Here is a 25632-nt window from a genome sequence, read left to right as displayed (position 1 = left end):
TGCTCTATTGCCCGGGCAGGACGCGGATGGCGTAGATATTGACGCCGCGGGCCTTGCCATCGACATCGCTATTGATGATCAGGCGCCCTGAACTGGTCGGCGCCATAGCGCGATCGAACTTAACCTGGAACAGCGAATCCGTCTTTTGTCGGCTGACGGTGAAACGATGCCGGCCGCAACGGCCGAGAGAACCGAAATCGCACTCCACCGTGATCTGCGTCGGCGCATCCGAGGTGGACTGCAATGTCAGCGCCACCGTCGAGGCCTTGCCGGCCATCTGCTGCAGTACATTGACGGGCACCTCGATCGAGCCGCTGCCGTCCGGGCCGCTGCTGAGCGAGGTCAGCCTCACAGCCGGCCCTTCGTTCTCCGATACGTTCTCGGCCTTCGATTGCGGGCTGGTGGTAACCTTCGGCGCGTCCGTGGGCTTCAATACCTCCAGCCATTCCGCGGAAAAGCTGTTCTGCGGATCGATGGTGGCAAGGCCCGGATTGACCGGGCCGCTATTGTCATCCTGATCCGACGTGTCCTCATCATTGCTGTTGCCGCTGAAATCCTGCGAATCGACATGTGCCGGCGGGTTGGGCACGCTCGTATCCCTCTGGGAGGCGGACATCAGCACGCCCGAGGTCTTGATCCACCAGGCACCGACGCCGAGGAAGGCGAGCAGGATGCAGAAGACCAGCAGGCGCGAAAAGAACTTGCGGGGCTTGCGGCGCACGGCGGCGCGCTCGGGCTTGAAATTCATCGACCGTGCGGCCGGCGCGGCGGCGGCGGTTGGTCTTACATCGCTGTCAGCACCGAGATGATCGGCGGGACCGGCGCGCATATCGCCGAAATCATCCCCCCTCCCCCCAGGCTCGACCGACATCGGTTCGACCGGTGCAGCGGCATTTGCCGACATCGGCGGGTCGCGCGTTTCCCCACGCACGCTCATGACCGGCTCCGGCCGCTGCGGAGACTGCCCGGCTTCGGGCCGGGGTGCGGACGGCGAAACATTGGGAGTACTGAGCTCCGGCGAAACCGGCATCGCCTGCGCGGCGTGCGCACGCTCCTCGGCCTCGATCTCGCGGATCGTCGCCTCCAGGCGCTGGCGCTGGGCGGCTACGACATTGACATCGGTAATGTCCTGCTTGCGAAGACCGGCTTCCAACGCCTGCCGTGCCGACTGATAGATGCGAGCCCGGATTTCCGGATTGGCGCGATCAGACCGATCCAACGCGCTTCTGATGGCCGTTTCTAATCCGCTCACATCCGATCCTTTACGCTCACTCGCACCATACTTGCAAAGCCCGCTGGCAAGGCAGCCGCATTTTCATCAATCGTTAACCGGATTCGGTAACGCCCCGTTCTGCAATACGCAAGCCTCCCCCTTGGGTTAACGGCACTCGGGCGGGGATAAATGGCAAAGACGACACAAATGGGGTGGCAGTAGGCAGTAGGCAAAAGCGCCAATTGCGGAGACGGTCAATCGCTATCACTCAATTCGCATTCCCGATCCCCACTGCCTGCTGCCCACTGCCTACTGCCTGTTTCTCCCTCCATCTTCCCCTCTCCGCAGACATCTGCTATCCCTTTTGACGTTTTCGTAAACGTCAAAAGGGATGATGTTCATGACCCTCCCCTCGATCCTCACCGAGCACCTGCGGCTGCCGGTCGTGGCCTCACCCCTCTTCATCATCTCGCATCCGGCACTGACGCTGGCGCAATGCAAGGCCGGCGTCGTCGGCTCGTTTCCGGCGCTGAACGCGCGCCCGGAAAGCCAGCTCGACGAATGGCTTGCGATGATCACCGAGGATCTTGCCGCTCACAATTCCGCAAATCCGGGCCGTCCGGCAGCTCCATTTGCGGTCAATCAGATCGTCCATACGTCAAACAAGCGCCTGGAGCACGATCTGATGCTCTGCGTGAAATACAAGGTGCCGATCGTCATTTCCTCGCTCGGCGCCGTGCCCGAAGTGAACGCGGCCGTGCATTCCTATGGCGGTATCGTGCTGCACGATATCATCAACAACCGCCATGCCAATTCGGCGATCCGCAAGGGTGCGGACGGGTTGATTGCCGTTGCTGCGGGCGCCGGCGGCCATGCCGGCCAGCTTTCCCCCTTCGCGCTGGTGCAGGAAATCCGCGAGTGGTTCGACGGGCCGCTGCTCCTGGCCGGCGCCATCGCTACGGGCGGTGCCATCCTGGCCGCCCAGGCGGCCGGCGCCGATCTTGCTTATATCGGCTCGCCCTTCATCGCCACGGAGGAGGCCCGCGCGGCCGACGCCTACAAGCAAGCGATCGTCGAGGGCACAGCTGCCGATATCGTCTATTCCAACTATTTCACCGGTGTCCTCGGGAATTACCTGAAACCCTCTATCCGCGCCGCCGGCCTCGACCCCGACAACTTGCCGGAGGCCGACCCTTCCAAAATGGATTTCGAGGCCGCCACAACTGGCGTGAAGGCCTGGAAGGACATCTGGGGTTCCGGCCAGGGCATCGGTGCCGTCAAATCCATCCAGCCCGTATCCGCTCTCGTCGATCGGCTGGAGAGAGAATATCGACACGCACGCGCCCGGCTGGCGCTTTGACCGGCACTGAAAAGCGGGGCTATTTTCACAAGTCCCCTCGCTTTTTTGCCAAATGGCAATTTGAGCGCTTGAAATCTGACCGCATAGACTGTATCAGCGCCATGCAAATCGCGGGGCCGAACCGAATGCTCCGCAGAATGCCGCTTTAGCTCAGTCGGTAGAGCACATCATTCGTAATGATGGGGTCACGTGTTCGAGTCACGTAAGCGGCACCACTTGTTTCCAAACACTTAGCATCGAATTGTCCGTACTGCCGTTCTTGGGCGCCTTTTGCTCTACGGTCATGACTGCAATGTCGCAATCCAAAGCTCCCTATTCGGGGATCGATGTCCTCAAGAACAAAATGGATTGCGCTCGACGTTTCGAAAGTGTGAGCTGAAGATGCCTGAACCGGAGACCTCCATGAAGCTCACGAATGCAATCGCTGTCGCCGCCTATCTGATCGCCGCTGGAATGGCGTTGGCAGCTTCTCCAGAGAAGCCAACGCATCTCCTCTGCAAAGGTGACGGCGACGCTGATGTATACGTGCACCTGAATTCAAAAAAGCAGTTCGGCCATATCCTCAGTTGCGTCAGCGGCCCATTCGTCTCCGACATGACGCCTTGCGCGCCAAACGGCGGATACGGCCTTTCAGCGGCCACCGGATCAGCGGCTCTCGTCGGCGTCGTCATGCGTCCGCAGGAATATCAACGCCACCTTGGCGGTGTCACCGGGTTCAATCGACAAGGAGACGACGTGACCTTCATCGGCGGTTTCATGGGGTCGAACGGCTTGCAAACGTCCTGGACCTTGAAGCTTGATCCCGAAGGGAATGCCGTCGTTCGGGATAAGGAAGGCTCAACACCCTATAAATGCAAGCCTTACGCACCCAGCGATTTCAAGTAAGCCGTTTTAAAACAGGCGCCGGCGGCCGCAATCGGCCAGAAGCGCTTTTCGCAATTGACGGCCCTGCAGCCCGACGGCGGCCGTCACAACACCCCTTCGACCGAAGCCTGATCGTCTCGCCGCCGGCGGATAGAGCAGCTTTATGGCGATGCGTTGAATGCAGGCGATTAATACAACCAAAGATTCAGATTTCGATGGTTTTGTGCACCTTGGGATAAGGGTCGGGGGTGCATCATGAAAATTGCCGTTGGCGTGGCGACATGCGGTCGCAAGGCGATCCTCGCCTCGATGATCGACAGGCTCGCGGCACAGGCGCGCAAGCCGGATCACCTCTTCCTGTGTCCGACCAAGGATGACGATATCGACATGGCGCGCTTGAACTCAGCGCCGTTTCCGGTGACGATCCTCTCCTCGCCGCAGGGAAGCTGCCCGCAGCGCAATGCCATCATCGATGCGGCTGTCGGCATAGATGTCGTCGTCTTCTTCGATGACGATTTCTTCCCGGCAACGAACTATCTTGCCGAGACGGAAGCCCTATTCGAGGCGGATGAAGATATCGTCGTGGCGACCGGCGAAGTCGTTCGTGACGGTATCCTTGGCCCAGGCCTGACGGCGGACGAAGCGGATGCGGCGCTCGCAGCCGATGCCACTCCCTTTCCGGCACCGACGATCGAGGCCACGCATAACGCCTATGGCTGCAACATGATCTTCCGCCGAAAAGCGATGCTGGCAAATGGTATCTATTTCGACGAGGATCTGCCGCTCTACGCCTGGCAGGAAGATGTCGATCTGTGCCGGCGGCTGCGTCCTTTCGGCAAGATCGTCAGGTTCAATCGCCTGCGTGGCGTCCATCTCGGCGTCAAGGCCGGGCGCACATCGGGCCTGCGCCTTGGGTACTCCCAGGTCGCCAATCCGCTCTATCTCGTCAAGAAGCGCTCGGTATCGCTGAAATGGGCGCTGAAGCTGATGGGCGGCAATATTGCCTCGAATGTCGTCGGCTCCGTCAATCCGCCGCCCTATATCGACCGGCGCGGTCGCCTGCAGGGCAATCTCCTTGCAGTCAGCCATCTGCTGAGCGGATCGCTCGATCCGAAATACATCAATCGGATGTGAACGCCGCGATCCAGCAAGAATCCCATGCGCGATAAAAATTGAAGTTTGGCGTTCGGACGGACGTGTTCCGTGGTAATGGTTGAAACCGGCCACACATCCGGTGGCGTCCGCCATTCCCCATCCGTATTGAATATCGTTTCTAGGACATCTCCATGATTCACGTACTCGCCATCCTCATCGCCCATCCTGGCAAACGCGCCGAGGTGCTTGAAGCTTTCCAGGCGAACGTTCCGGCCGTTCACGCCGAAGACGGTTGCATCGAATATACCGCCGTCGTGGATGTCGAAGGGGCCGATCCTGCCTTTGGGCCTGACACTTTCGTCGTGGTCGAGAAATGGGAAAGCCTGGCGGCGCTGAAGGCGCATGCCGCCTCCGCCCATATGGCCGCCTATGGCGAGAAGGTGAAGGATCTTATGGCCGGTCGCGCCGTTCACGTGCTTAATCCGGCATGAACCAACACTGCCGGACAGCTTCTAAACTTATCCCGACACGGCGCCGAAAGGCGCCGTTCTGCCATCGGACAGGCCCTCAGTTATGCGAGAAATGCGGCTCGCTGTAATAGCGCCAATGGCCGCCGCCGCCGTGCCATCCGCGATGACCGCCGGCATACCAGCCGTGATGGTACCCGCGCCCACCATACCAACCGTGGTGGTGGCGATAGCCGCCATAGCCCCCAAATACGCCAAATACGCCCAACGGATAGTAGGGCTGGTCATAGCTGTAGTAGGGTCGGTCATAGCCATAATACGGCGCGTAATAGCCGTAATGTGGCCTATAGTAGTGATGGCGGTAATAATAGTGGTGATGATAATGCCGATGGACGATCACCCGATGGTGGTGTCCATGGTGATGAGGACGCGCCTCGGCATAGGTTGCCGGCAGCACGACCATACCTAGCGCAATCAGCGCTGTTGCCAGAATTTTCATTTCCAGCCTCCTTGAATGCCGGACGTAAACGCTACTCGGATTACTTGCGTCCTCCGGACGATATAGTAAACGCAATAGCGCCTTCGAAAGTTCCGCTATCCCTTGAGGAGCAGGCGTTTTCGCGGCCTCGCCATCGGACCCGCCTGATCACGATCGCAGGCTCATCCGCCGGCGCGCTTCCACCGGTATCGCCAAGACATAAGGAGGAGGACGCAATTGACCGGCGGCTAAAAAAACGGCGCCCGAAGGCGCCATTTTCATGCCTGTCCGCAGCCGTCAGGCATGCGAGAAATGCGGCTTGCTGTGCCAGCGGTGATAGCCATGGCCATGCCGCCAGCCTTCATGGCGATGCCAGCCATGATGATGAGGGCGATAGTCACGATGATGGTGCTGATGCCAGCGGTGATGGTGATGATCACGCGCCTCGGCATAGGTAGCGGGCAGAACAATAATGCCTAGTGCGACAAGCGCCGTTGCAAGAATTTTCATGTATGGTCTCTCCTTGGGTGCCGAACGCGCCCCCCGGCTGCGTACGCCCGGACTAACCTAACCGACCTAAACGCAAAGATGCCGCATTTGTTCCGCTACCCGCGGGATGACGAGCGCTTTCGTGTCGTCCCCATCTCTCCAACCAGTTCGCGAACCGCCTGCTGGATCAGCCGGCACGCTTCAACCGAGGCTTTACGGCCATTATGGGCGAGGTGATAGGACAGCGGCAAGATCTCATCGGGATCGACGATGCGGACCTTGTCGGCGATCGGAAGCGCGCTGACCCGGCCGAGGAACGAGACGTAGCCGTGATTGGCGACGAGATCGACGATGACGGGCAGGGAATCGGCCGAGGTGATGTCGCGGCCGCGAAACCGGCGGCGGTCGCGGCTGTCGTAACCGAAGGCCGTCGCGGCATTGCCGATGCCGGTGCGCGGGCTCGGCACGCAGAGCGGATGGTTTTCCATGAGCGCGGCGAAGGTCTGCTCCGTGCTATCCGGCGGGGCGATCGCCACCATGTCCGTGGCGACCAGTTCCACATGTTCGAAGGCGTCGAGGCCGAAGACGGAATCGACAATGGCGACATCGATGCGGCCGGATCGGAGCGCCTCGCGCAGATCATCCGCCGTCATCAGCAGCAGCGACAGCATGTTGCTGTTCCCGCCGATGTTCCAGCGCGATACCAGGCTCGCCAGCGAGCGCGCCACCCAGCTTTCCGAGCCTGTGGGAATGATCGAGCCGATGCGCACGGCGCGGGCGGTTCGTTGGAAGCGCTCGTCCGCTGCCGCTTTCATCTGGTCCCAGGCCTGCGCTATGGCGGAGAGGATAGCATGAACCTCCTGGCCGGCCTCCGTCAGCACGGAACCCTGCGCCTGCCGGGCGAACAGGCGGCAGCCGAACAGTTCCTCCAGATTGGCAATCTGCAAGGAGAGTTGCGGCTGACCCAGTCTAAGGCGGCGGGCAGCGCGATTGATGCTGCCCTGATCGGCAACCTCAAGGAAGCGTTCGATGGTGGCGATCTTCAGTGGCAGGCGCGCGGCCCATTGGTCGTAGTCCTTTGGAGCCGGCGGTTCTTTCATCAGGGTCGAAAGCTGGCGCATGCCACTGAGAATGGGCTGCAGCCCCTTCTGAACCTTGGAACTCGCCAGAAGGGTCGCAAGCTCACCGGAGGCACGCTCGACAAGCTTCATGGCAAGCTCCGTTTCGAGCCGACGCAGGGCACCGGAGACGGTCGATGCCGAAAAAGACAGCCGCCGCGCGGTCTCCCTCACCGAGCCGACGGAGAACACCATGTCGGCTACGAACAATGCGCCGAGATACAAATCAGATCCCCCTCAGCCGCGGCGCGCATCCTGGCTCGACCACAGCAATATCAACGATATCCCGACAATATGACGTGTTCTCAAAAAAAGATATCCCTAAGCCGAAAAGCGACAGCTATCGTTTCTTTGTCGCCCTACTGATCCAGCCGCAAAATGAGATCGGAACAGCGCCAAACGGGTAAGGGGAACAAAAACAAACGCACTTGCCCCCGAAAAAAGAAATCCAATTTCGCGCGAATGTCGAGTACGCTCGTCATAATCGCGCGACTGCAACGGGTATCGAAGCGCATCGACTTTTTCGCGATGAGCGCTAGCTGCCTGAAGCAGCCACAAATTCGCTCGTGGGCCGCCGGCCCGCGCCAAGCCTGCCCGTCCGGACTGCGGCCCTTCAAGGCGGCGTGGGCAAGCAGAAAAACGATTTAACGGGGTACAAAGGGAAACATCATGTTCAAGAAGCTTGCACTTGCCGCCACGCTGACGGCCCTCCTTGCCGGTGGCGCCAGCGCCGCCGACGTTGTCGTCTCCTCGAAGATCGACACCGAAGGTACGCTGCTCGGCAACATCATCCTCGCCGCGCTCAATGCCAATGGCATCAAGGCGCAAGATCGCATCGCGCTCGGCACGACGCCGGTCGTACGCAAGGCGCTCACAGCTGGCGAAATCGACATCTACGCCGAATATACTGGCAATGCCGGCTTCTTCTTCAACAAGGCCGACGATGCCGCCTGGAAGAACCTGCAGCAGGGCTATGATCTCGCCAAGAAGCTGGATTATGACGCCAACAAAGTCGTCTGGTTGACACCGTCGCCTGCCAACAACACCTGGGCGATCGCCGTGCGCAACGATGTCGCCGGCCCAGCCAAGCTGAAGACCATGTCGGACTTCGGCAAGTGGGTCGCCGGCGGCGGCCCAATAAAGATCGCGGCCTCTTCGGAGTTCGTCAATTCGCCGGCGGCCCTGCCTGCCTTCGAAACCACCTACAGCTTCAAGCTGAAGCCGGATCAGGAAGTCGTGCTTTCTGGCGGCGATACGGCGGCGACCATCAAAGCTGCGGCCGACCAGACCAACGGCGTCAACACCGCGATGGTCTACGGTACAGACGGCGCCATCGAAGCCGCCGAACTGACTGTCCTTGAGGACGACAAGAGCGTGCAGCCGGTCTACGCGCCGACACCGATCATCCGTGAGGCCGTGCTGAAGGCCAATCCGAAGATCGAAGAAGTACTGGCACCGATCTTCAAGGGCTTGACTGCCGACGTGCTGCGCAAGCTCAACGGCCGCATCCAGGTCGATGGTGAGCCGGCCAAGGCTGTTGCCGAATCCTACCTCAAGGACAATGGCTTTCTGAAGTAAGGCATTGACGCTGCTCTCGAGCATGATGCCGAAAAGTGTAAACGGTTTTCGGACGACATCATGCTCTACTCCTCTGGTTCCGGAGTGGATTCAGATTTTAGGTCTGACAGACCTAAAATCATCCGCTCCGGCGGCTCCATTTTGATAAAGTGGAGCCGCGGGGTTTCAATTGGGCATGATCTTGTCCGAACCCGCCTTGAATTCTGGGCTCATGCGCTGACGGAGCTTGCCTGATGGAAGATGCGCTAGCGGTCCGCAGGGTGGATCGCCTCGGAGTGGTACTGGTGGCCGGTGGTGGGCTGGCAATGGCCTGGATGCCGTTCATCATCGTCAAGGCAAACCGCATCGCCGCCGGCAAGCCACAACTGCTGACGCAACTCATTGCCCAGCCGACAGCGCTGATGCTGATCGCCCTACTCGCTGCTGCAGCGCTTGCCGCGCTTTTCCTTCGCAATCAGGTGATCCGTCTCGGCATAGCCACGCTTGCGATCACTGCGCTGATCGTCACGCTCGGACTAGTCTCGACGGCCGCAACGCCGGCAGGCAGCACCGTGGCGCGCATTACGCCCGGCGGGTCCTTCTGGGTGCTGCTTGGGGTCGTCGGGTTGATGATTTCGGACGCGCTGGTCAAGCTGCGGCTGACGCCTTGGCTGCGGGTGGCGGCGCTCGCTGTTTATGCCGTTCTGCTCGCTATCGTCCTGCGTTCCGGCCTGCTCGACAATCTTTCGATCATGAAGGAATACGCCAACAACGCCGACAAGTTCTGGCATGAAGCGCTGCGTCACGTCTTCCTTTCCCTCGGCTCCGTCGCCATCGCCATCGTGCTTGCGCTGCCGCTCGGTATCTTTTGCTACTGGCAACCGCGCCTCCGCGCCGTGGTGCTGCGGGCGTTGAGCCTGGTGCAGACCATTCCGAGCCTGGCGCTGTTCGGCATTCTTATGCTGCCGCTCGGCTATATCGCCGCCCACGTGCCCTTCGCCGCCGCTATCGGCATTCAGGGTATCGGCGTGGCGCCGGCGTTGGTGGCGCTTATCATCTATTCGCTGCTGCCGATCGTTGCCAATACCGTCGTCGGTCTTGCCGGCGTCGATCCCTCGGTGCGCGATTCCGCTGCCGGCATGGGGCTGACGCGCCGGCAGATCCTGACCGGCATCGACCTGCCGCTTGCCTTTCCAGTCATCCTCACCGGCATCCGGATCGTGCTGGTGCAGGCGATCGGGCTGGTGACGGTCGCAGCCCTCATCGGCGGCGGCGGCTTCGGTCTCTTCATCTTCCAGGGTATCGGCCAGACGGCCAACGACCTCGTTCTGCTCGGCGCCGTGCCGACGGTCCTTCTCGCCTTCTCATCGGCCGTCATCCTCGATGCGGTCATCGACAGCATCCGGGGACAACGCGCATGACCAACATGATCGAGCTCAAGGGCGTCACCAAGCGCTATGGCAATGCCACCGTGGTCGACGATGTCAGCATGAGCATGGAAAAGGGTACGATCACCGTCATCGTCGGTACGTCCGGCTCCGGCAAATCGACGCTGATGCGGATGATCAACCGGCTGGTGCCGATATCGGCCGGCCACATCTCCGTTGCTGGCGAGGATATCATGAATGTGCCGGCGACCGAGCTTCGCCGCCGCATCGGCTATGCCATTCAGGGGCACGGGCTTTTTCCGCATCGCACGGTCGCGCAGAATATCGCCACCGTCCCCGAGCTGCTCGGCTGGGAGAAGACGCGCATCGACAGCCGCGTCGAAGAGCTCCTCAACCTCTTCCATCTCGACCCCGGCACCTTTGCAGGCAAATATCCGAGCCAGCTTTCCGGCGGCCAACAGCAACGCGTCGGCGTCGCCCGCGCGCTTGCGGCCGAACCGGAATTGCTGCTGATGGACGAGCCCTTCGGCGCGCTCGACCCGGTGATCCGCGGCAAGGCACAGGACGACCTGCTCGCCATCCAGAAGCAGTTCGGCACGACCGTCGTCCTTGTCACCCATGATATGGACGAGGCCTTTCATCTCGGTGACCAGATCGCCGTCATGAGCGAAGGCAAGCTGCTGCAATGCTCCGAGCCCGAGAAGATCCTGACCGAGCCGGCCGATCCCTTCGTGCAGCAGTTGACCGGCACATCCGACCGTGCCTTGAAGCTGATGTCGCTGCTGCCGCTGAAGGAAAGCATGCAGCCGCCACGGGCAGGCCTCGGCTACAGCCTGCCGCAAACCCTCAATCTCCGCGATGCCTTGGCGGAATTGATCTGGCAGGGCGCAGACGAGGCGACGGTCGAAGACGAGCGCAAGGTGCCCGTCGGCTCGATCTCGATCCAGCATCTGATCGAGCTGGGCCGCAAAGCATGAGATTTCTCGCCGCCAATCTCTTTCGCGTCCTGGCCCTGGCCTTGCTGCTAGTCATGCTGTTCTATCCGGAATGGCTGATGCCCGTGCTTGCGCCGCTGACCAAATTCGGAGCGTCGCCGATCTATACGCAGAACAGCCTGCCGAGCCTGGCGCTCAGCCATCTCGAGCTGATCCTTGTCTCGATCGCGGCGAGCGGCATTCTGGCGGTGCTCGGCGGTATCTTCGTCACGCGGCCGATCGGCGCCGATTTCCTGCCGCTGTCGCGGGCGATCGCCAATGCCGGCCAGACCTTCCCGCCCGTTGCCGTGCTGGCACTTGCCATCTCGACCACCGGCTTCGGCGCCGTCCCGACATTCATCGCGCTGTTTCTCTATGCGCTGCTGCCGATTTTCGAGAACACCGTCGCGGGCCTGCAGCAGGTGCCGGCCTCCGTTCTCGATGCTGCCGACGGCATGGGCATGAACGGCTGGCAGCGCCTCTTCCGCGTCGAGCTGCCGCTCGCCCTGCCCCTCATCATCGAGGGGTTGAAGATCGCGACCGTCATCAATATCGGCACGGCGACGATCGGCTCGACCGTCGCCGCCAAGGGACTGGGCGAGGTTATCATCGCGGGTCTCATCAACGACAACACCGCCTTCATCCTGCAGGGCGGCCTGATCGTCGGCCTGATGGCGGTGCTGATCTATGACGGCATGGAGATGATCGAACGGTCGGTCACGAGCAAAATCGGCGTCCAATCCCACGGAGATTGAGGGCGATCACAGCCTACCGTCAATTGCCTTCGCCTGACGGCAGGGATGCGCCGGGCAGATAAAGCGAAATCGGTCTGACTTCATAAACGGCGGTCGGATTGACGCGGCGCAATTCGCGCGCTGCCTCGATTGCCTCCTCTATCGTTGGAAAATCGACGACGTAGAAACCGAGCAACTGCTCCTTCGTTTCCGCAAACGGTCCATCGGTCACCATTCCCGCGCCTGGGCCCCGCAAGGTAACGGCATTTTGGGTCGATCCGAGACGCGCCGCCGGCCCCAGCGATTTCCGCGCGACCAGGCGGTCATTGATCTCCAAAAGCTCCGTCATCAGCGCGGCATCCTCCTCCTTGCTCCAGGATTCGACGATACCTTCCTCGTGATAGGCCAGAATGGCATAGTACATGGTTTCTCCCCTTGAGCCGCATAGTTGAGCGCCGGGAGTTAAGCAGACCGATCGCAATCCCGAAACCCCGGATCTATACCCGACTGGAGACATGGCGAGTTTCCCCATGCTTGCCTTCACCGGCTGCCGATGGCATTGGCTGCAATGATATGCCCCGACGATTTATGGAGACGCCGATGGCCAAGATGATCCACTCGATGATCCGCGTGCTCGACGAAGCGCGCTCGATCGAATTCTACGACAAGGCTTTCGGCCTCAAGGTTGCCGACCGCATTGCCTTCGAGACCTTCACCCTGGTCTATCTCAGCAATGCCGAGACCGGATTCGAACTGGAATTGACCGTTAACCAGGGCCGCACCGAGCCTTACGCGCAAGGGGATGCCTATGGTCACCTTGCAGTCTCCGTTGCGGAATTGAAGGACGAGCATGCACGCATGATCCAGCTCGGGCTCAACCCGGGCAAGATCATCGAACTCAATCGTGATGGGAAGCTTTTTGCATTGCTGTTCTTCGTCACCGACCCCGATGGTTACAAGATCGAGGTCGTGCAAAGGCTTGGGCGGTTTAAATAGCCCAAACAAGACGCCGGCCCCGCCTCGGCGGGGCATCCGGCAGTTCCGCCAGCGCGTTCACATCCAATAGGGAGGCACGCCAAAATAATCGTGGCTCTTGTGGCCATGATTCTTATGGTCGTGATCATCCTTGGCAGCGAAGCGGCACGCCTTTTCGATGTCGTTCTTGGTCATGCTGACGCGATAGCCGTCAATGCGGGCATCGTAGCGCAACTTCTCCCACGGCAACCGGTAGTGCTCCTGGCCGATGCCGAAGAAACCGCCGAAGCTCAGAATGACGAAAGCAATGCGTCCATCACTTTTTTCCATCATCAGCCGCTCGATATGACCAATCTGCTTGCCGTCCGAGCCGTATACCCTGGACCCTTCGACGCGGTCGCAGGCGACCAGCATCGACATGTCCTTGATGTAAAGGTCACGACCCGAGAAATCGGCACTCTCTTTATGCATATGCGCACCTCCTTTTGGATACGCGTCACATAAACTATGGAGCGTCCGATCTGCTCTTTAAGGCAGCACGATGCTCCGATGGGTTTAAGCCCATGGCGCTATTAACGCTCCGTTGTCATAAAAGTTCCAGTACTTTTTTCACGATTGTAAAAAAACGTGAGCGCGGGACAAATGTTGACGTTTACGTCAAGGTTATTGTAGCTTCAGTCGTGCTCTGGTGATTTATCTGAGAGCAAGACTACGGCGATGCGAAAAGCGGGAGACTTTTTGATCGTCCAATGACACTCTGCATAGCCGCCGCATGTGACGGCCGGGCGTGGTGATGGTGCGTAGAGGAGGAAATGCGCATGAATTCAGTCTCCGCTCCTTCGGATAAGCCGCAGGTCAAGAAAATATGGCTCGCTTCTTACCCGGATATCGTACCGGCGGAGCTGCCGCCGCTGGAGCATGCCTCGCTCGCCGAACTGCTGGAGGAAAGCTGCGCGCGCTACGCCGACAGACCCGCCTTCACCAGCATGGGCAAATCCATCACCTATCGCGATCTCGACTTGCAGACGCGCAAGATCGCCGCCTGGCTGCAGAGCCTCGACCTGCAGAAGGGCGACCGCGTTGCCGTGATGATGCCGAACGTGCTGCAAAATCCGATCGCGGTTTATGGCATTCTTCGCGCCGGGCTCGTCGTCGTCAACGTCAACCCGCTCTACACGCCGCGCGAGCTCGAGCACCAGTTGCGCGATTGCGGCGCCAAGGCGATTTTCGTTCTGGAAAACTTCGCCCATACGGTGGAGCAGGTTCTGGCCCATACGGATGTGCGCCATGTCGTCGTCACTGCGCTCGGCGACATGCTGGGCGTCAAGGGCCATATCGTCAACCTGATCGTCCGCAAGGTGAAGAAGCTCGTGCCGGCCTGGTCCATTCCCGGCCACCGCAGCTTCAAGAGCGTGATCGCGGAGGGCTCGCGTCTGCCCCTGAAGCTATCGGAACTGACAGGCAGCGACATTGCCTTCCTGCAATATACCGGCGGCACGACCGGCGTTGCCAAGGGCGCGATCCTCACGCATTCCAATCTGCTCGCCAACCAGCTGCAATTGCTGCTCTGGCTGCAATCCGCCTATATCAACAAGCCGCGACCGGAACAGCTGACCTTCGTCTGCGCGCTGCCGCTCTATCATATCTTCGCGCTGACGGTGAATTCACTGATGGGCATGTCGCTCGGCGGCCATAATGTGCTGATTGCCAATCCGCGCGACATACCGGCCTTCATCAAGGAGCTCGGCAAATACAAATTCGACATGTTCCCCGGCCTGAACACGCTGTTCAATGCGCTGATGAACAATCCGGAGTTTACCAAGCTTGACCTGTCCAATACCGCAACGCTTGCCGGCGGCATGGCGGTGCAGCGGCCTGTCGCCGAGCGGTGGCAGAAGATGACGGGCGCCTGGATCACCGAAGGTTATGGCCTTTCCGAGACCTCGCCGGTCGCAAGCGCCAATCGTTTCGACAGTTCCGAATTCTCCGGCACGATCGGCCTGCCGATCACGGGCACCGAGTTCGATATTCGCGACGAGAACGGCAATTCCCTGCCGCTCGGCGAAGTCGGCGAAATCTGCATTCGCGGCCCCCAGGTGATGGCTGGCTACTGGAAGCAGCCGGCCGAAACCGCCCGCGTCATGACGTCGGACGGCTTCTTCCGCAGCGGCGACATGGGTTTCATGGACGAGCGCGGCTACACCAAGATCGTCGATCGCAAGAAGGACATGATCCTGGTCTCGGGCTTCAACGTCTATCCGAACGAGATCGAGGAAGTCGCCGTCATGCATCCGGGCGTTCTGGAAGCAGCTGCGATCGGCGTGGCCGATCCGCATTCAGGCGAGGCGGTGAAGCTCTTCATCGTCAAGAAGGACCCGGCTTTGACCGAGGCCGATGTCAAGGCTCATTGCGCTGAAAACCTGACCAATTACAAGCGCCCGCGCTTCATCGAATTCCGCACCGAATTGCCGAAATCGAATGTCGGCAAGATCCTGCGCAAGGAGTTGCGCGGCTGACATAATTCCGTGTCATTCAGGAAGCCGCTCGTGCTTTTCACGAGCGGCTTTTTTCGTTTTGGGCGATAGGTGAACTTGATTTACGCCCTACATAGGGAATAGTTTTCGCGACCAAACTCAAAGCGCTTGGCCCGGTTTTGAAGGCCAGCAGCGCGAACCGCAAGGAGCCTCCCATGAACGCCCTCGTCGATCAACTGAAGAGCACCGCATCGGCAACGAAGGCCACGGATATTCGCGCCGCCTTCGCCGCCGATCCGAAACGCTTTTCCCGCTTCAGCGCCTCGTTCGACGACCTGCTGATGGATTACTCCAAGACGGCCGTCAACGACGATATCCTTGCCCTGCTCGAGAAGCTCGCAGCCGAGGGCGGCGTTGCCGCCAAGCGCGAGGAAATGTTCTCAGGTGTCGCCATCAATTTCACTGAAAATCGCGCCGTGCTGCACACCGCGCTTCGCAACCGCTCGAACAAGCCGGTGCTGGTGGACGGCAAGGATGTCATGCCTGACGTCAATGCGGTTCTGGCCGCCATGGGCAAGTTTGCCGACGGCATCCGCTCGGGCGTGCTGAAGGGCTCGACGGGCAAGGCGATCACCGATGTCATCAATATCGGCATCGGCGGCTCCGATCTCGGCCCGGTCATGGCGACGCTGGCGCTCGCCCCCTTCCACGACGGCCCGCGCTCGCACTTCATCTCCAACATCGACGGCGCCCATATCGCCGATATCCTCAAGCTCGTTAAGCCGGAAACGACGCTCTTCATCGTCGCTTCGAAGACCTTCACGACCATCGAGACGATGACGAACGCTCAGACGGCGCGCAAGTTCATCGCCGATGCGCTCGGCGAAGCAGCCGTGCAGCATCACTTCGCAGCCGTTTCGACGGCGCTCGACAAGGTCGCCGCCTTCGGCATCGACAGCGAGCGCGTCTTCGGCTTCTGGGATTGGGTCGGCGGCCGCTACTCGATCTGGTCTGCCATCGGCCTGCCGCTGATGATCGCGATCGGCCCGGAAAATTTCGGCAAGTTCCTCGATGGCGCGCATGCGATGGACAACCATTTCCGCCAGGCTCCCTTCAAGGAAAACCTGCCGATGCTGCTCGGCCTCATCGGCTTTTACCATCGCAACGTGCTCGGCTACACGACGCGTGCCATTCTGCCCTATGACCAGCGCCTGTCGCGCTTCCCGGCCTATCTGCAGCAGCTCGACATGGAATCGAACGGCAAGGGCGTCACCATCGACGGCACCCCGGTCGAGGGCAATTCCGGCCCGGTCGTCTGGGGCGAGCCCGGCACCAACGGCCAGCACGCCTTCTATCAACTCATCCACCAGGGCACGAGCATCATCCCGGCCGAATTCATGATCGCCGCCAACGGTTTCGAACCGAACCTGCGTCATCAGCACGACCTGCTGATGGCCAATTGCCTGGCGCAGTCGGAAGCACTGATGAAGGGCCGCACCTTCGAGGAAGCCAAGGCCCAGCTCACCTCCAAAGGCATGGACGACAAAAAGGCCGATTTCATCGCGCCGCACCGCGTCTTCACCGGTAACCGCCCGTCGATCACTTTCGTCTATGACAAGCTGACGCCCTTTGCGCTCGGTCGCCTGATCGCGCTCTACGAACACCGCGTCTTCGTCGAAGGCGTGCTGTTCCGCATCAACTCCTTCGACCAGTGGGGTGTCGAACTCGGCAAGGAACTGGCAACTGGCCTGCTTCCGGTCATCGAAGGCAAGGAAAGCGCTGCCGGCCACGATTCCTCGACGCAGGGGCTAGTGGCTGCGCTGGCCAGCCGCGCGAAATAAGGAATGTGGGATGGGGTGGATTTTGTTCTGCCCTATCCCATCCCTCTGAATGCGGGGTGAGATACCCCCCTCTGTCACTGTCGTGACATCTCCCCCACATGGGGGAGATTGGTGGCTTGGCACGTTCTCGCACCAAACAAATCTCGAAGTTTCTGAGAGAATTTCATCCCGTCACAGAATGTGCGGCAAACTCCCCATGATCTCCCCCCTTGTGGGGGAGATGTCCCGATAGGGACAGAGGGGGTGCGGCCTCTCCGCACCTCAAGGCCGATGAACGACTACAGCCCGATCTCACTTGCCCAGGGCGGGTTGGCGCCGGCGCGCGACACCGTCACCGCCGCGGCCTTCGCACCCAGAGCCAGCGCGTCCTGCAAAGCCTTCTCGTTCAGCGAAGCCACCTGTGCCTTGGTCAGCAGGTTGTTCATCTTCAGCGATGCCAGAATGCCAGCATCGAAGGTATCGCCTGCGCCGACCGTATCGACGACGGTGACACGCTCGCTTGGCACCGAGACTTTCAGCGACTTGGTATAGCCGGTTGCGCCTTCTGCACCCTTGGTGATGACGACGAGCTTGGCACCCTGGTTCAGCCAATGGGCGGCGAGTTCGTCGTGATTGCCAGAGATGCCGAACCATTCCAGATCCTCATCGGAGAATTTGAGAATGTCGGACATGGCGGCCATCCGGCTGATGCGGCCCATATGGGCCACCTTGTCCTTGATGAAGCCCGGGCGGATGTTCGGGTCGAGCGAGATGACCCGGCTCTGATGCTCACGCTTCATCAGCGCCTCGTAGGTTCCGCCACACGGATCGGGGATCAGGCTGATCGCGCCGAAATGCAGCGCTTCGCAATCATCGCCGAGCGTCGGGAGATCCGCTTCGGTGATCATGCGGCCAGCCGTGCCTTCGTCATAGAAGGCATAGGTCGCCTGGCCGTTGACGAGCTTGACGAAAGCGATCGTGCTCGGGCGTGGCGTGACGGCGCAATAGCTGAAATCGACCTTGGACGCCGAGAGCGTATCGCGCAGGATTTCGCCCATCATGTCGTCGGCGATGCCGGTGAAAAAGCCCGTGGGAATGCCGAGGCGACCGAGCGCGATCGCGGTGTTGAAGATCGCGCCGCCGGCGTAGGGGGCAAAGCCCTTTTCACCCAGCGTCGTATCCCGCGGCAGCATGTCGATCAAAGCTTCGCCACAGCACAAAATCATTCCGGCCTCCCAAAGAGCGCGTCTGTCGTGTCAGTCTTATAAATCGATTAGATAGCTTCAGTGCAAGAGCAAAGCGTCAGTTTGTAGGCAGCTCCGAAATACCGCCGTTCCGGCCGGACCAGGCGAGCGGCGCGTTGAGAAAGGCTTCGACTTCTTCGAGCGTCCTGTCGTCGAACAGCTTCTGCTCCTTGGCGACGGCGAGCACTTCGCGCCAGGTGGTGATGTATTGCAAGCTGACTTTCCGATTAGCGAAGCGTTCGACCGCCTCAGGGAAAATGCCGTAGTAGAACAGCGCCATGCCATGATCGACAATGCCGCCGGCTGCACGGATCGCGTCGATGAAGGTGAACATGCTGCCGCCGGCCGTTGTCAGATCCTCGATGACGAGCACGCGTGCGCCGTCCTTCATATCGCCTTCGATCTGGGCGTTGCGACCATGACCCTTCGGCTGCTTGCGCACATAGATCATCGGCAGGTTCAAGCGCTCGGCCAGGAAGGCGGCGAAGGGAATGCCCGCCGTCTCGCCGCCGGCAACGCAATCGAACTGCTCGAAGCCGACATTGCGCACGATGATGCTGGCGGCAAAATCCATGACCGTCGAGCGGATGCGCGGATAGGAGATCAGCTTTCGGCAATCGATATAAACCGGGCTCGCCATGCCGGACGCAAATTTGTAGGGCTTGTCGGCATTGAAGTGGACCGCCTTGATCTCCCAAAGCATCCTGGCCATCAGCTCAGCCATGACAGTGCGATCGGTGAATATCATCTGGGTCATGCAAGGCCTCCTTGGCGAGCGCTAATGTTCCAGCGGCAATAGCAGCAAGCGGGCCGAGTTTCCAGACGTATGAAAGCTTTTGCGGATATCCCCTCGCTCACCGTCTGTAGGGCGACCGGAGGCAATCAGCGCAGTGCTCCAAGATCGGCAGGGAGCATGGCCTTGAACAGCGCGATGACCTTGTCGCCTTCCTCCCGTTCGATCGAAATCGCATAGCGCACCGCAGCCGCGACAAGCTGCATGGTCAACCGGGCTGTTCTTGCAAGTTCGGAGCCGTCGCGGTCCGGCCATAGGCGTTTTAGGACAGTCAAAAACGCCTGCGAATGCCATTCCATATCCTCGGCATCGACCTGCTGCAGCAGCTTATCGGCATGGGTCGCATGCCAGATGTCGCGCATGACAGGCTCTTCCATAAACATGGCGTAGTAGCCATCAACAATGCGGCCGAGAGCGGGCTGCAGCTGATCGCGGCTTTGGATCGCCACCAGCTCGTCTTCGACGCATTGCCGGCCCTGCTCGTTGAAGCGCTCGGCCAACACGCGGATGATCGCCGTCTTGTCGGGGAAATATTGGTAGAGCGAGCCGAAGGAAACGCCCGCCTTTTCGACGATCTCACCCATGCGCAACGCATCGCTGCCGTTTTTCGCAATCAGCTCGGATGCCACAGAAAGGATCAGATCCACGCGTTCGCGACCGCGTTGCTGACTGGGTATGCGCCGCGGCGTCCCCGCCTCGTCCTTGCTGCGCCTGCGTCTCGCGATCGGTTCCCGTGCCATTCCATTCCCTGCCTATCACTGTTGACAAGGAATATAAGAGAGTTTATCACATTTGCAAATGAGAGAATTTATCACATTTTGTGCTGGAGGAGCTTGAAATGCAGATCTCGACAATTGCCGCCATCGGCGGATTGGGAAAATCGGCGACCGCGTCGTCGAGCGTCTCGACGGTCGCAACTCGCCTGTCATGAACGGCATCGGCCGCATCCTCCGCAGGCAGCCGAAAGATTTTTTCGATTATGCCCGACAAACCGCCGCAACCGGCATCTGGAGTGCTCAGTCATGACCTTTCCGATCACGAATATCGCTCTCATCATCGCCGCGCTCAGCAGCGGGCTTCTCGCCGGCGTCTATTTCGCCTTCTCGACGTTCATCATGCAAGCTTTCGCCCGCCTCCCCGTCGATCAGGGGATTGCCGCGATGCAATCGATCAACACGACGATCGTGCGCTCGCCCTTCATCGTGCTGTTCCTGCTGACGGCAGCGCTCTCGATCTTCATCGCAGTGATGGCCATCCTTTACTGGCGAGGCGGCACCAGCGTTCTGATGCTGACGGGAGCAGCGCTCTATATCGTCGCGAGCTTTCTTTCGACCATGGTCTTCAATGTGCCCCTGAACGACGCACTCGATAAAGTGGACGGCCATTCCGCCGAGTCGGTGCAGCTATGGTCCACCTATATTAACGACTGGACGCGCTGGAACCATGTCCGCACGGTCGCCTCGCTACTGGCCGCATGCGCCTTCGTGAAGGCCCTGTTCTGACAGCCCGTGACGAGAGATGGTCAGCCGAAAACGACCGGCTAGACAGCCCGCAGATAGGCCGCGACCTCTACACGGTTGCGGCCGTTTCGCTTTGCCTCATAAAGCGCCTTGTCGGCGGCGCGAAGCACATCATCGAAGCCGAGCCCTTTGGCGGTACCGGTCGCAATGCCGGCACTGACAGTGCAGGCGAAAGATTTGCCTTCGATGCTGATCGCCCGTGCCGCAAAGGCATCACGCACCCGCTCTGCGACCTGCTCCGCGCGACCCGGCAGCGCGTTGTCGAGAACAAGCGCAAATTCCTCGCCTCCCAGACGCGCCACCGTGTCGGAAGGCCGCAAACCGAAGGCGAGTTCCTGGCCGAAAAGCTTGAGCACAAGATCGCCGGCGGCATGGCCGTGCTGATCGTTGATCGCCTTGAAACGATCGATGTCAAAGATGATGACGGCCATCGAAGGGCCGAAGGACCGGCGGCCGTAAAGATCGAACAGCGCGCGGCGATTAAGCAGCCCGGTCAGGGCGTCGGTGATCGCCTCCTGACGATGAAATGCGGCTTGGCGCCACTGGTGCAAAGCAAGGGACAGTGCCCCGATCCCGGTCATTCCGGCGATGCAGACGGCGAGGCTGACATCCTCCGCCCAGTTGTCCGGCGCATGACCGAGTACGAGCTTGCCATCGGCGATCAGCACGGCCGCGCATAAGGCAAAGGAAATGGCCGTCAGCGTGTAAAGCGCCGTAATGCCATAAAGCGGCGTCGGTGCCTCGCGCCGGCTGAGCCAATATTCGCGCGCCGTCAGAAGCAGGAGCACGCAGATGATAAGGTTATCGGCGATGAAAGCCAGCCCGTCGTAGCCGGCAAGCATCGGTCCGATCGATGCTGACATGCCCGGCAAGCAACCAAGGGCAAAGCGGATCCTGGAAAGGCGACCCGTGCGAAACTGATAACCGGCCACCCAGATCGTCGCGAAGCCAAGGAAGAATAAGACGAACGTCAAAATGGCAAAAATCGGCTTGGGATGGTCGACATAGGCGCCGTAGATGAAGATGCCGCCAACGATAGGCACAAGACCGGCAGAACACGTCAGGAGGAAGGTATCGGGCCGGCGCGAAAACCAGCTTCCGACCAACGTGACCGCAAGGCAAGACGCGGAAACGCCGAGGGCCAGAAGCAGGGAATTGTAATCAACCAGCATCATGCTCTTTCGACGGTTGGACTTCTACCGCAGGGTGTATCGTCGGCACACTAGGCCTTCAGGCGTATCCAATTAGTTACGGCAAATAATAAAGAAAATATATTTCAACAAAATATACGTTTCATATTGCGGCAAACACCAACTGGTTGCCGCAATATGGTTTTTGTATTTGAATTTACTTATGTATGATTCCGCTAAATCTCGACATCCCAGTGCAAAGGGAACATCGGGTCGAAGACGGTGACCGGACCGGCGCCAGTTTCGATCTTTGCCGGGAAGGTTACAGCCTCGTGCCGGCGCACGAGGGTAATACTGTCCTCGTTGACCGGCAGGCCGTACCAGGCCGGACCGTTCAGCGAAGCAAAAGCCTCAAGCCTGTCCAATGCACCTTCCTGCTCGAAGACATGGGCAAGGCAGCTCATGGTATTGATCGACGTATAAATGCCGGCGCAGCCGCAGGCGCATTCCTTCAGCGGATCGACATGCGGAGCCGAATCCGTGCCGAGGAAGAACCTACTGTCGCCGCTGGTTGCGGCCGCACGCAGCGCCAGACGATGGCTTTCGCGCTTGGCGACCGGCAGGCAGTAATAATGCGGTCGGATGCCGCCGACGAGGATGGCATTCCGATTGATGATCAGGTGATGCGTCGTGATGGAGCCGGCGAGATTGGCCTTTGCCGATTTGATGTAGTCGACGCCATCGGACGTGGTCACATGCTCCATCGTGACCTTCAGTTCCGGCAGGCGCAGGCGCAGCGGATCGAGCACGGTTTCGATGAACACGGCCTCGCGATCGAAAATATCCACCTCGGGCGTCGTGACCTCGCCGTGAACGCAGAGCGGCAGGCCGATCTTCGCCATGCGCTCCAGCACCGGCATTGCCTTGTTCAGATCGCGCACGCCGCCATGCGAGTTGGTTGTCGCACCCGCCGGATAGAGTTTGACGGCCGATATGAGGCCGCTCTTCTTGCCTTCTTCGACGTCGTCAGGATTGGTGTGTTCGGTGAGATAAAGCGTCATCAGCGGCTGGAAGCGATCACCCGCCGGCAGCGCTTTCAGGATGCGCTCGCGATAGGCGGTCGCATCCGCCGTTGTTACCACAGGCGGCACGAGATTGGGCATGATGATGGCGCGGGCGAAATGCCTGGAGGTATCGGCTATCACGCCTTCCAGCATGGCTCCGTCCCGCAAATGCAGATGCCAGTCGTCAGGACGGCGGATGGTGAGCTTTTGCATGGGCGCGACCTCTGGAAATGTGAGCGCGATCCTACCCGAAAGCTGCTTCAGCCTTTTCGGGACCGCACTTTTGCTATCGCGCTTCGATAGCACCATCCGCCCTCGCAAAACAATCCGCGACGGCGGTTAAATGATGGGCGAGGTCAATCCTGCACGATATCTATGGTGACGTCCGCACGGCGCCGGCTCTCCAGAATCAGCCGGCCGTTCGGCAGATCGTTGCCGTAAACTTTGGCCCGGGCGGCTTCTTCATCGAGATCGTAGCCCCTCCAGCGCGCCCAAAGCCGCTCTTCCAGCACTTCCATCGGCGGCGCGAGCATGATCGAATAATCGAACATGCCTTCCAGCTCCGCCCATTTGCCCTGGTTGAACAGCAGATAATTGCCCTCGATGACGATGAAGCGATGATCTGCCGAGACGATGCGGGCCGAGGCGATGGCAATCTCTCGCGAACGGTCGAAGACCGGAACCAGGACCTCCTGGTCGGCAGCGCGCACGGCCTTGACGATATCGAGAAAGGCGCGCACATCGAAACTGTCAGGCACGCCCTTCCGTTTCAGAAGTCCCTTCTCGATGAGGACGGCGTTATCCATGTGGAAGCCGTCCATCGGCAGGACTTCGGCGCTTTCGCCCCTCGCCTTCAACGCCTTGGCGACATTATCGGCCAGGGTGGATTTGCCGGCGCCGGGCGGGCCGGCAATCGCGACGAGGAAACGCCTCGCGTTGCCGGCGCGCTCGATGATCTCGCCGGCAACATCGTCAAGAGAGACGCTCATGCAGCAACATTCTCGACCGGCGGAGCCTTGGCGCCGGTCATGAAGGCAACCGCGTCGGACATGGTGTATTCCTTCGGATTGATGACGGTCAGGCGTCGTCCAAGGCGATGGATATGGATACGGTCCGCAACCTCGAAGACATGCGGCATATTGTGCGAGATCAGAACGATCGGCAAGCCGCGCGCACGCACGTCGAGGATGAGTTCAAGGACCTTGCGGCTTTCCTTAACGCCTAGGGCTGCCGTCGGCTCATCCATGATGACGACCTTGGAGCCGAAGGCGGCAGCGCGCGCCACGGCCACACCCTGGCGCTGACCGCCGGAGAGCGTTTCCACCGCCTGGTTGATGTTCTGGATCGTCATCAAGCCGAGCTCGCTGAGTTTGTCGCGGGCGCGCTTTTCCATGGCCGGCCGGTCGAGCATGCGGAAGACGGAACCGAGGAAACCGGGCTTGCGGATCTCGCGACCGAGGAACATGTTGTCGGCGATCGAGAGCGCCGGCGACAGCGCCAGGTTCTGGTAGACCGTTTCGATGCCGGCATCGCGCGCTTCCATCGGCGACCTGAAATGAACAGGTTTGCCCTCCAGCTTGATCTCGCCTTCATCGGGTGTCACCGCGCCGGAAATCGCTTTGATCAGCGAGGACTTTCCGGCGCCGTTGTCGCCGATAACAGCAAGGATTTCGCCGGGATAGAGATCGAAATCGGCGTTGTCGAGCGCGGTTACGCGTCCATAGCGCTTGACGAGGCCACGCGCGGTGAGAAGGGGTTCGCCAGTCGTGGTCATGCCGATACCTTTCTGATCCATTGATCGATCGCGACGGCGCCGATGATCAGCACGCCGGTCAGAAGCACCTTCCACTGCGGATCGGCTCCGAGCATATTGAGGCCCATGGAGACGACGCCGACGATCATGGCGCCGAAGAGCGTGCCGAGGATCGAGCCGCGGCCGCCGAAGAGCGAGATGCCGCCGATCACGGTTGCGGTAATTGCCTGAAGATTGAAGTCCGTCACTGCCGAAGACGGTGAGACAGAGCCGTTGCGGCCGATCGAAACCCAGGCGGCAAAGGCCGCGATCAGTCCCGAAACGCCATAGACGGCAAGCAGTACCTTCTTGGTCTGGATACCAGACAATTTCGCCGCTTCCGGATCATCGCCGACGGCATAGACATGCCGGCCCCAGGCGGTGTGATTGAGAATATACCACAGGCCCAGCACCAGCAGCACCATGGCGATGACGCCGAGGGTCAGCACCGCACCGCCAAGCCGAAAGCTGATCGCGAAGAGATGCAGGAGCGGCGCCTTTTCATCGACATCGGTGTCGCGGATGGTTTCATTGGCGGAATAGATGAAGTTCGTCGCCATGACGATGTTCCACGTGCCGAGCGTCACGATGAACGGCGGCAGCTTCATGTTGGCGACGAGGAAACCGTTGAGCAACCCGCAGAGGCCGCCAGCGGCCATGCCGGCGATGATGGCGACCGGCGCCGGCAGGCCGTAAGTGACGGCGACGTTGCCCATGACGACGGAGGAAATGACCATGATCACGCCGATCGACAGATCGATGCCGGCGGTCAGGATGACCAGCGTCTGAGCAGCACCGAGAATGCCGACGATCGCGATCTGCTGCAGGATCAGTGTCAGCGTATAGGCGGAAAAGAACCGCCCACCGATCGCGATGCCGAAGATCACGATCGCCATTACCAATACGATCAACGGCACGGCGGCCGGCGTCGAATGCAGAAAGTGCTGCACGCGCTTGAGAAAAGAGACATCGTGCTGCTCGAACGACGCGACGTTCTTGTCGCTGCCGTCGAGAACACGTTCGAATTCCTGTGCTCCGGACATAATTATTCCTCCGCCACCGCGCTCATGCGCGGAAACCGCC

At 60.2% G+C, this 25632-nt stretch carries 25 protein-coding genes, 1 tRNA gene and 1 pseudogene; 13 read left to right on the top strand and 14 right to left on the bottom strand.

Going from position 1 to position 25632, the window contains the following annotated elements:
- Nucleotides 1-4 precede the first annotated feature (4 nt).
- Nucleotides 5-1252 carry a hypothetical protein gene (locus RTCIAT899_RS02815; RefSeq protein WP_041677203.1) on the bottom strand — a complete coding sequence of 416 codons (1248 nt, stop codon included), beginning with the start codon at nt 1250-1252 and terminating at the stop codon, nt 5-7.
- Nucleotides 1253-1613: 361 nt separating this feature from the next.
- Here RTCIAT899_RS02815 and RTCIAT899_RS02810 point away from each other — a divergent pair, with 361 nt between their 5' ends.
- The 5 genes from RTCIAT899_RS02810 to RTCIAT899_RS02790 all read left to right on the top strand — a co-directional run bounded on the left by RTCIAT899_RS02810 (nt 1614) and on the right by RTCIAT899_RS02790 (nt 5023).
- Nucleotides 1614-2573 carry an NAD(P)H-dependent flavin oxidoreductase gene (locus RTCIAT899_RS02810; protein WP_041677799.1) on the top strand — a complete coding sequence of 320 codons (960 nt, stop codon included), beginning with the start codon at nt 1614-1616 and terminating at the stop codon, nt 2571-2573.
- Between the two features lie 139 nt (nt 2574-2712).
- Nucleotides 2713-2788, top strand: a tRNA-Thr gene (locus tag RTCIAT899_RS02805).
- A gap of 187 nt (nt 2789-2975) precedes the next feature.
- Nucleotides 2976-3458, top strand: coding sequence for a hypothetical protein (locus RTCIAT899_RS31625; protein WP_015338710.1), 483 nt, complete (start codon nt 2976-2978; stop codon nt 3456-3458).
- A gap of 234 nt (nt 3459-3692) precedes the next feature.
- Complete coding sequence (locus RTCIAT899_RS02795; protein ID WP_015338709.1) at nt 3693-4571, top strand: glycosyltransferase family 2 protein; 879 nt, start codon at nt 3693-3695, stop codon at nt 4569-4571.
- A 152-nt stretch (nt 4572-4723) separates the two neighbouring features.
- Entirely contained in the window at nt 4724-5023 is a 300-nt protein-coding gene (locus RTCIAT899_RS02790) for a putative quinol monooxygenase (protein WP_015338708.1), read from the top strand.
- Nucleotides 5024-5099: 76 nt separating this feature from the next.
- On the opposite strand, the gene RTCIAT899_RS32960 is transcribed toward RTCIAT899_RS02790, so the two are convergent.
- From RTCIAT899_RS32960 to RTCIAT899_RS02780, 3 genes are all read right to left on the bottom strand, one after another.
- Complete coding sequence (locus tag RTCIAT899_RS32960) at nt 5100-5498, bottom strand: hypothetical protein (protein ID WP_015338707.1); 399 nt, start codon at nt 5496-5498, stop codon at nt 5100-5102.
- 276 nt (nt 5499-5774) lie between these two features.
- On the bottom strand, nt 5775-5987 hold the full coding sequence (locus tag RTCIAT899_RS32955) for a hypothetical protein (protein ID WP_135488137.1): 213 nt from the start codon (nt 5985-5987) through the stop codon (nt 5775-5777).
- Between the two features lie 95 nt (nt 5988-6082).
- Entirely contained in the window at nt 6083-7309 is a 1227-nt protein-coding gene (locus RTCIAT899_RS02780) for a LysR family transcriptional regulator (RefSeq protein ID WP_015338704.1), read from the bottom strand.
- 507 nt (nt 7310-7816) lie between these two features.
- Here RTCIAT899_RS02780 and osmF point away from each other — a divergent pair.
- From osmF to RTCIAT899_RS02760, 4 genes and pseudogenes are all read left to right on the top strand, one after another.
- Nucleotides 7817-8662: pseudogene (gene osmF, locus RTCIAT899_RS02775) on the top strand (glycine betaine ABC transporter substrate-binding protein OsmF); the annotation flags it as partial.
- Nucleotides 8663-8895: 233 nt separating this feature from the next.
- On the top strand, nt 8896-10062 hold the full coding sequence (locus RTCIAT899_RS02770; protein ID WP_041677201.1) for an ABC transporter permease: 1167 nt from the start codon (nt 8896-8898) through the stop codon (nt 10060-10062).
- A gap of 5 nt (nt 10063-10067) precedes the next feature.
- Nucleotides 10068-11006, top strand: a complete 939-nt coding sequence (locus RTCIAT899_RS02765; RefSeq protein ID WP_244441455.1) for an ABC transporter ATP-binding protein — start codon at nt 10068-10070, stop codon at nt 11004-11006.
- Complete coding sequence (locus RTCIAT899_RS02760; protein WP_015338700.1) at nt 11003-11758, top strand: ABC transporter permease; 756 nt, start codon at nt 11003-11005, stop codon at nt 11756-11758. The genes RTCIAT899_RS02765 and RTCIAT899_RS02760 overlap by 4 nt, the downstream gene beginning before the upstream one ends.
- A 19-nt stretch (nt 11759-11777) precedes the next feature.
- On the opposite strand, the gene RTCIAT899_RS02755 is transcribed toward RTCIAT899_RS02760, so the two are convergent.
- Nucleotides 11778-12161 (bottom strand): YciI family protein, encoded by a 384-nt coding sequence (locus RTCIAT899_RS02755; RefSeq protein ID WP_015338699.1) that lies wholly within the window; start codon nt 12159-12161, stop codon nt 11778-11780.
- A 176-nt stretch (nt 12162-12337) separates the two neighbouring features.
- Here RTCIAT899_RS02755 and RTCIAT899_RS02750 point away from each other — a divergent pair, with 176 nt between their 5' ends.
- On the top strand, nt 12338-12733 hold the full coding sequence (locus tag RTCIAT899_RS02750) for a VOC family protein (RefSeq protein ID WP_015338698.1): 396 nt from the start codon (nt 12338-12340) through the stop codon (nt 12731-12733).
- Nucleotides 12734-12790: 57 nt separating this feature from the next.
- Here the strand turns inward: RTCIAT899_RS02750 and RTCIAT899_RS02745 are convergent, their stop codons facing one another.
- Nucleotides 12791-13183: a PRC-barrel domain-containing protein gene (locus RTCIAT899_RS02745; RefSeq protein WP_015338697.1), complete on the bottom strand. Its 393-nt coding sequence runs from the start codon at nt 13181-13183 to the stop codon at nt 12791-12793.
- 347 nt (nt 13184-13530) lie between these two features.
- Here RTCIAT899_RS02745 and RTCIAT899_RS02740 point away from each other — a divergent pair, with 347 nt between their 5' ends.
- Together RTCIAT899_RS02740 and pgi are read left to right on the top strand one after the other, a co-directional pair.
- Nucleotides 13531-15228 carry a long-chain fatty acid--CoA ligase gene (locus RTCIAT899_RS02740; protein WP_015338696.1) on the top strand — a complete coding sequence of 566 codons (1698 nt, stop codon included), beginning with the start codon at nt 13531-13533 and terminating at the stop codon, nt 15226-15228.
- A 173-nt stretch (nt 15229-15401) separates the two neighbouring features.
- On the top strand, nt 15402-17027 hold the full coding sequence (gene pgi, locus RTCIAT899_RS02735; RefSeq protein ID WP_015338695.1) for a glucose-6-phosphate isomerase: 1626 nt from the start codon (nt 15402-15404) through the stop codon (nt 17025-17027).
- 278 nt (nt 17028-17305) lie between these two features.
- On the opposite strand, the gene RTCIAT899_RS02730 is transcribed toward pgi, so the two are convergent.
- The 3 genes from RTCIAT899_RS02730 to RTCIAT899_RS02720 form a co-directional block, all read right to left on the bottom strand.
- Nucleotides 17306-18232 carry a carbohydrate kinase family protein gene (locus RTCIAT899_RS02730; RefSeq protein ID WP_015338694.1) on the bottom strand — a complete coding sequence of 309 codons (927 nt, stop codon included), beginning with the start codon at nt 18230-18232 and terminating at the stop codon, nt 17306-17308.
- Between the two features lie 76 nt (nt 18233-18308).
- On the bottom strand, nt 18309-19007 hold the full coding sequence (locus RTCIAT899_RS02725) for an orotate phosphoribosyltransferase (protein ID WP_015338693.1): 699 nt from the start codon (nt 19005-19007) through the stop codon (nt 18309-18311).
- Nucleotides 19008-19132: 125 nt separating this feature from the next.
- Nucleotides 19133-19783, bottom strand: a complete 651-nt coding sequence (locus RTCIAT899_RS02720) for a TetR/AcrR family transcriptional regulator (RefSeq protein WP_015338692.1) — start codon at nt 19781-19783, stop codon at nt 19133-19135.
- Nucleotides 19784-20065: 282 nt separating this feature from the next.
- Here RTCIAT899_RS02720 and RTCIAT899_RS02710 point away from each other — a divergent pair, with 282 nt between their 5' ends.
- Entirely contained in the window at nt 20066-20545 is a 480-nt protein-coding gene (locus RTCIAT899_RS02710; RefSeq protein ID WP_015338691.1) for an anthrone oxygenase family protein, read from the top strand.
- Between the two features lie 38 nt (nt 20546-20583).
- Here RTCIAT899_RS02710 and RTCIAT899_RS02705 read toward each other — a convergent pair whose 3' ends face one another.
- The 5 genes from RTCIAT899_RS02705 to RTCIAT899_RS02685 all read right to left on the bottom strand — a co-directional run bounded on the left by RTCIAT899_RS02705 (nt 20584) and on the right by RTCIAT899_RS02685 (nt 25592).
- A complete protein-coding gene (locus RTCIAT899_RS02705) occupies nt 20584-21735 on the bottom strand; it encodes a GGDEF domain-containing protein (RefSeq protein ID WP_041677797.1) in 1152 nt (383 codons plus the stop codon).
- 194 nt (nt 21736-21929) lie between these two features.
- Nucleotides 21930-22970, bottom strand: coding sequence for a dihydroorotase (pyrC, locus tag RTCIAT899_RS02700; RefSeq protein ID WP_041677796.1), 1041 nt, complete (start codon nt 22968-22970; stop codon nt 21930-21932).
- A 143-nt stretch (nt 22971-23113) separates the two neighbouring features.
- Entirely contained in the window at nt 23114-23746 is a 633-nt protein-coding gene (locus tag RTCIAT899_RS02695; RefSeq protein ID WP_015338688.1) for a nucleoside triphosphate hydrolase, read from the bottom strand.
- The gene (locus RTCIAT899_RS02690) at nt 23743-24552 is read right to left on the bottom strand and encodes an ATP-binding cassette domain-containing protein (protein WP_184461860.1); all 810 of its coding nucleotides are present in this window, start codon (nt 24550-24552) and stop codon (nt 23743-23745) included. The genes RTCIAT899_RS02695 and RTCIAT899_RS02690 overlap by 4 nt, the downstream gene beginning before the upstream one ends.
- Nucleotides 24528-25592 carry an ABC transporter permease gene (locus RTCIAT899_RS02685; RefSeq protein ID WP_015338686.1) on the bottom strand — a complete coding sequence of 355 codons (1065 nt, stop codon included), beginning with the start codon at nt 25590-25592 and terminating at the stop codon, nt 24528-24530. The genes RTCIAT899_RS02690 and RTCIAT899_RS02685 overlap by 25 nt, the downstream gene beginning before the upstream one ends.
- Nucleotides 25593-25632 lie beyond the last annotated feature (40 nt).

It is taken from the genome of Rhizobium tropici CIAT 899, from assembly GCF_000330885.1.
Classification (GTDB): domain Bacteria; phylum Pseudomonadota; class Alphaproteobacteria; order Rhizobiales; family Rhizobiaceae; genus Rhizobium; species Rhizobium tropici.
Note: the sequence above shows the minus strand (reverse complement) of the source record. Positions and strands in the feature narration are given on the sequence as shown.

Coding starts and splice junctions, on each gene's coding strand:
- RTCIAT899_RS31625 (WP_015338710.1), top strand. CDS start 2,976: ATGAAGCTCACGAATGCAATCGCTGTCGCCGCCTATCTGATCGCCGCT.
- RTCIAT899_RS02770 (WP_041677201.1), top strand. CDS start 8,896: ATGGAAGATGCGCTAGCGGTCCGCAGGGTGGATCGCCTCGGAGTGGTA.
- RTCIAT899_RS02730 (WP_015338694.1), bottom strand. CDS start 18,232: ATGATTTTGTGCTGTGGCGAAGCTTTGATCGACATGCTGCCGCGGGAT.
- RTCIAT899_RS02755 (WP_015338699.1), bottom strand. CDS start 12,161: ATGTACTATGCCATTCTGGCCTATCACGAGGAAGGTATCGTCGAATCC.
- RTCIAT899_RS02790 (WP_015338708.1), top strand. CDS start 4,724: ATGATTCACGTACTCGCCATCCTCATCGCCCATCCTGGCAAACGCGCC.
- RTCIAT899_RS02720 (WP_015338692.1), bottom strand. CDS start 19,783: ATGGCACGGGAACCGATCGCGAGACGCAGGCGCAGCAAGGACGAGGCG.
- RTCIAT899_RS02685 (WP_015338686.1), bottom strand. CDS start 25,592: ATGTCCGGAGCACAGGAATTCGAACGTGTTCTCGACGGCAGCGACAAG.
- RTCIAT899_RS02795 (WP_015338709.1), top strand. CDS start 3,693: ATGAAAATTGCCGTTGGCGTGGCGACATGCGGTCGCAAGGCGATCCTC.
- RTCIAT899_RS02810 (WP_041677799.1), top strand. CDS start 1,614: ATGACCCTCCCCTCGATCCTCACCGAGCACCTGCGGCTGCCGGTCGTG.
- RTCIAT899_RS02765 (WP_244441455.1), top strand. CDS start 10,068: ATGATCGAGCTCAAGGGCGTCACCAAGCGCTATGGCAATGCCACCGTG.
- pyrC (WP_041677796.1), bottom strand. CDS start 22,970: ATGCAAAAGCTCACCATCCGCCGTCCTGACGACTGGCATCTGCATTTG.
- RTCIAT899_RS02745 (WP_015338697.1), bottom strand. CDS start 13,183: ATGCATAAAGAGAGTGCCGATTTCTCGGGTCGTGACCTTTACATCAAG.
- RTCIAT899_RS32960 (WP_015338707.1), bottom strand. CDS start 5,498: ATGAAAATTCTGGCAACAGCGCTGATTGCGCTAGGTATGGTCGTGCTG.
- RTCIAT899_RS02710 (WP_015338691.1), top strand. CDS start 20,066: ATGACCTTTCCGATCACGAATATCGCTCTCATCATCGCCGCGCTCAGC.
- pgi (WP_015338695.1), top strand. CDS start 15,402: ATGAACGCCCTCGTCGATCAACTGAAGAGCACCGCATCGGCAACGAAG.
- RTCIAT899_RS02725 (WP_015338693.1), bottom strand. CDS start 19,007: ATGACCCAGATGATATTCACCGATCGCACTGTCATGGCTGAGCTGATG.
- RTCIAT899_RS02740 (WP_015338696.1), top strand. CDS start 13,531: ATGAATTCAGTCTCCGCTCCTTCGGATAAGCCGCAGGTCAAGAAAATA.
- RTCIAT899_RS02690 (WP_184461860.1), bottom strand. CDS start 24,552: ATGGATCAGAAAGGTATCGGCATGACCACGACTGGCGAACCCCTTCTC.
- RTCIAT899_RS02705 (WP_041677797.1), bottom strand. CDS start 21,735: ATGCTGGTTGATTACAATTCCCTGCTTCTGGCCCTCGGCGTTTCCGCG.
- RTCIAT899_RS02760 (WP_015338700.1), top strand. CDS start 11,003: ATGAGATTTCTCGCCGCCAATCTCTTTCGCGTCCTGGCCCTGGCCTTG.
- RTCIAT899_RS02695 (WP_015338688.1), bottom strand. CDS start 23,746: ATGAGCGTCTCTCTTGACGATGTTGCCGGCGAGATCATCGAGCGCGCC.
- RTCIAT899_RS02750 (WP_015338698.1), top strand. CDS start 12,338: ATGGCCAAGATGATCCACTCGATGATCCGCGTGCTCGACGAAGCGCGC.
- RTCIAT899_RS32955 (WP_135488137.1), bottom strand. CDS start 5,987: ATGAAAATTCTTGCAACGGCGCTTGTCGCACTAGGCATTATTGTTCTG.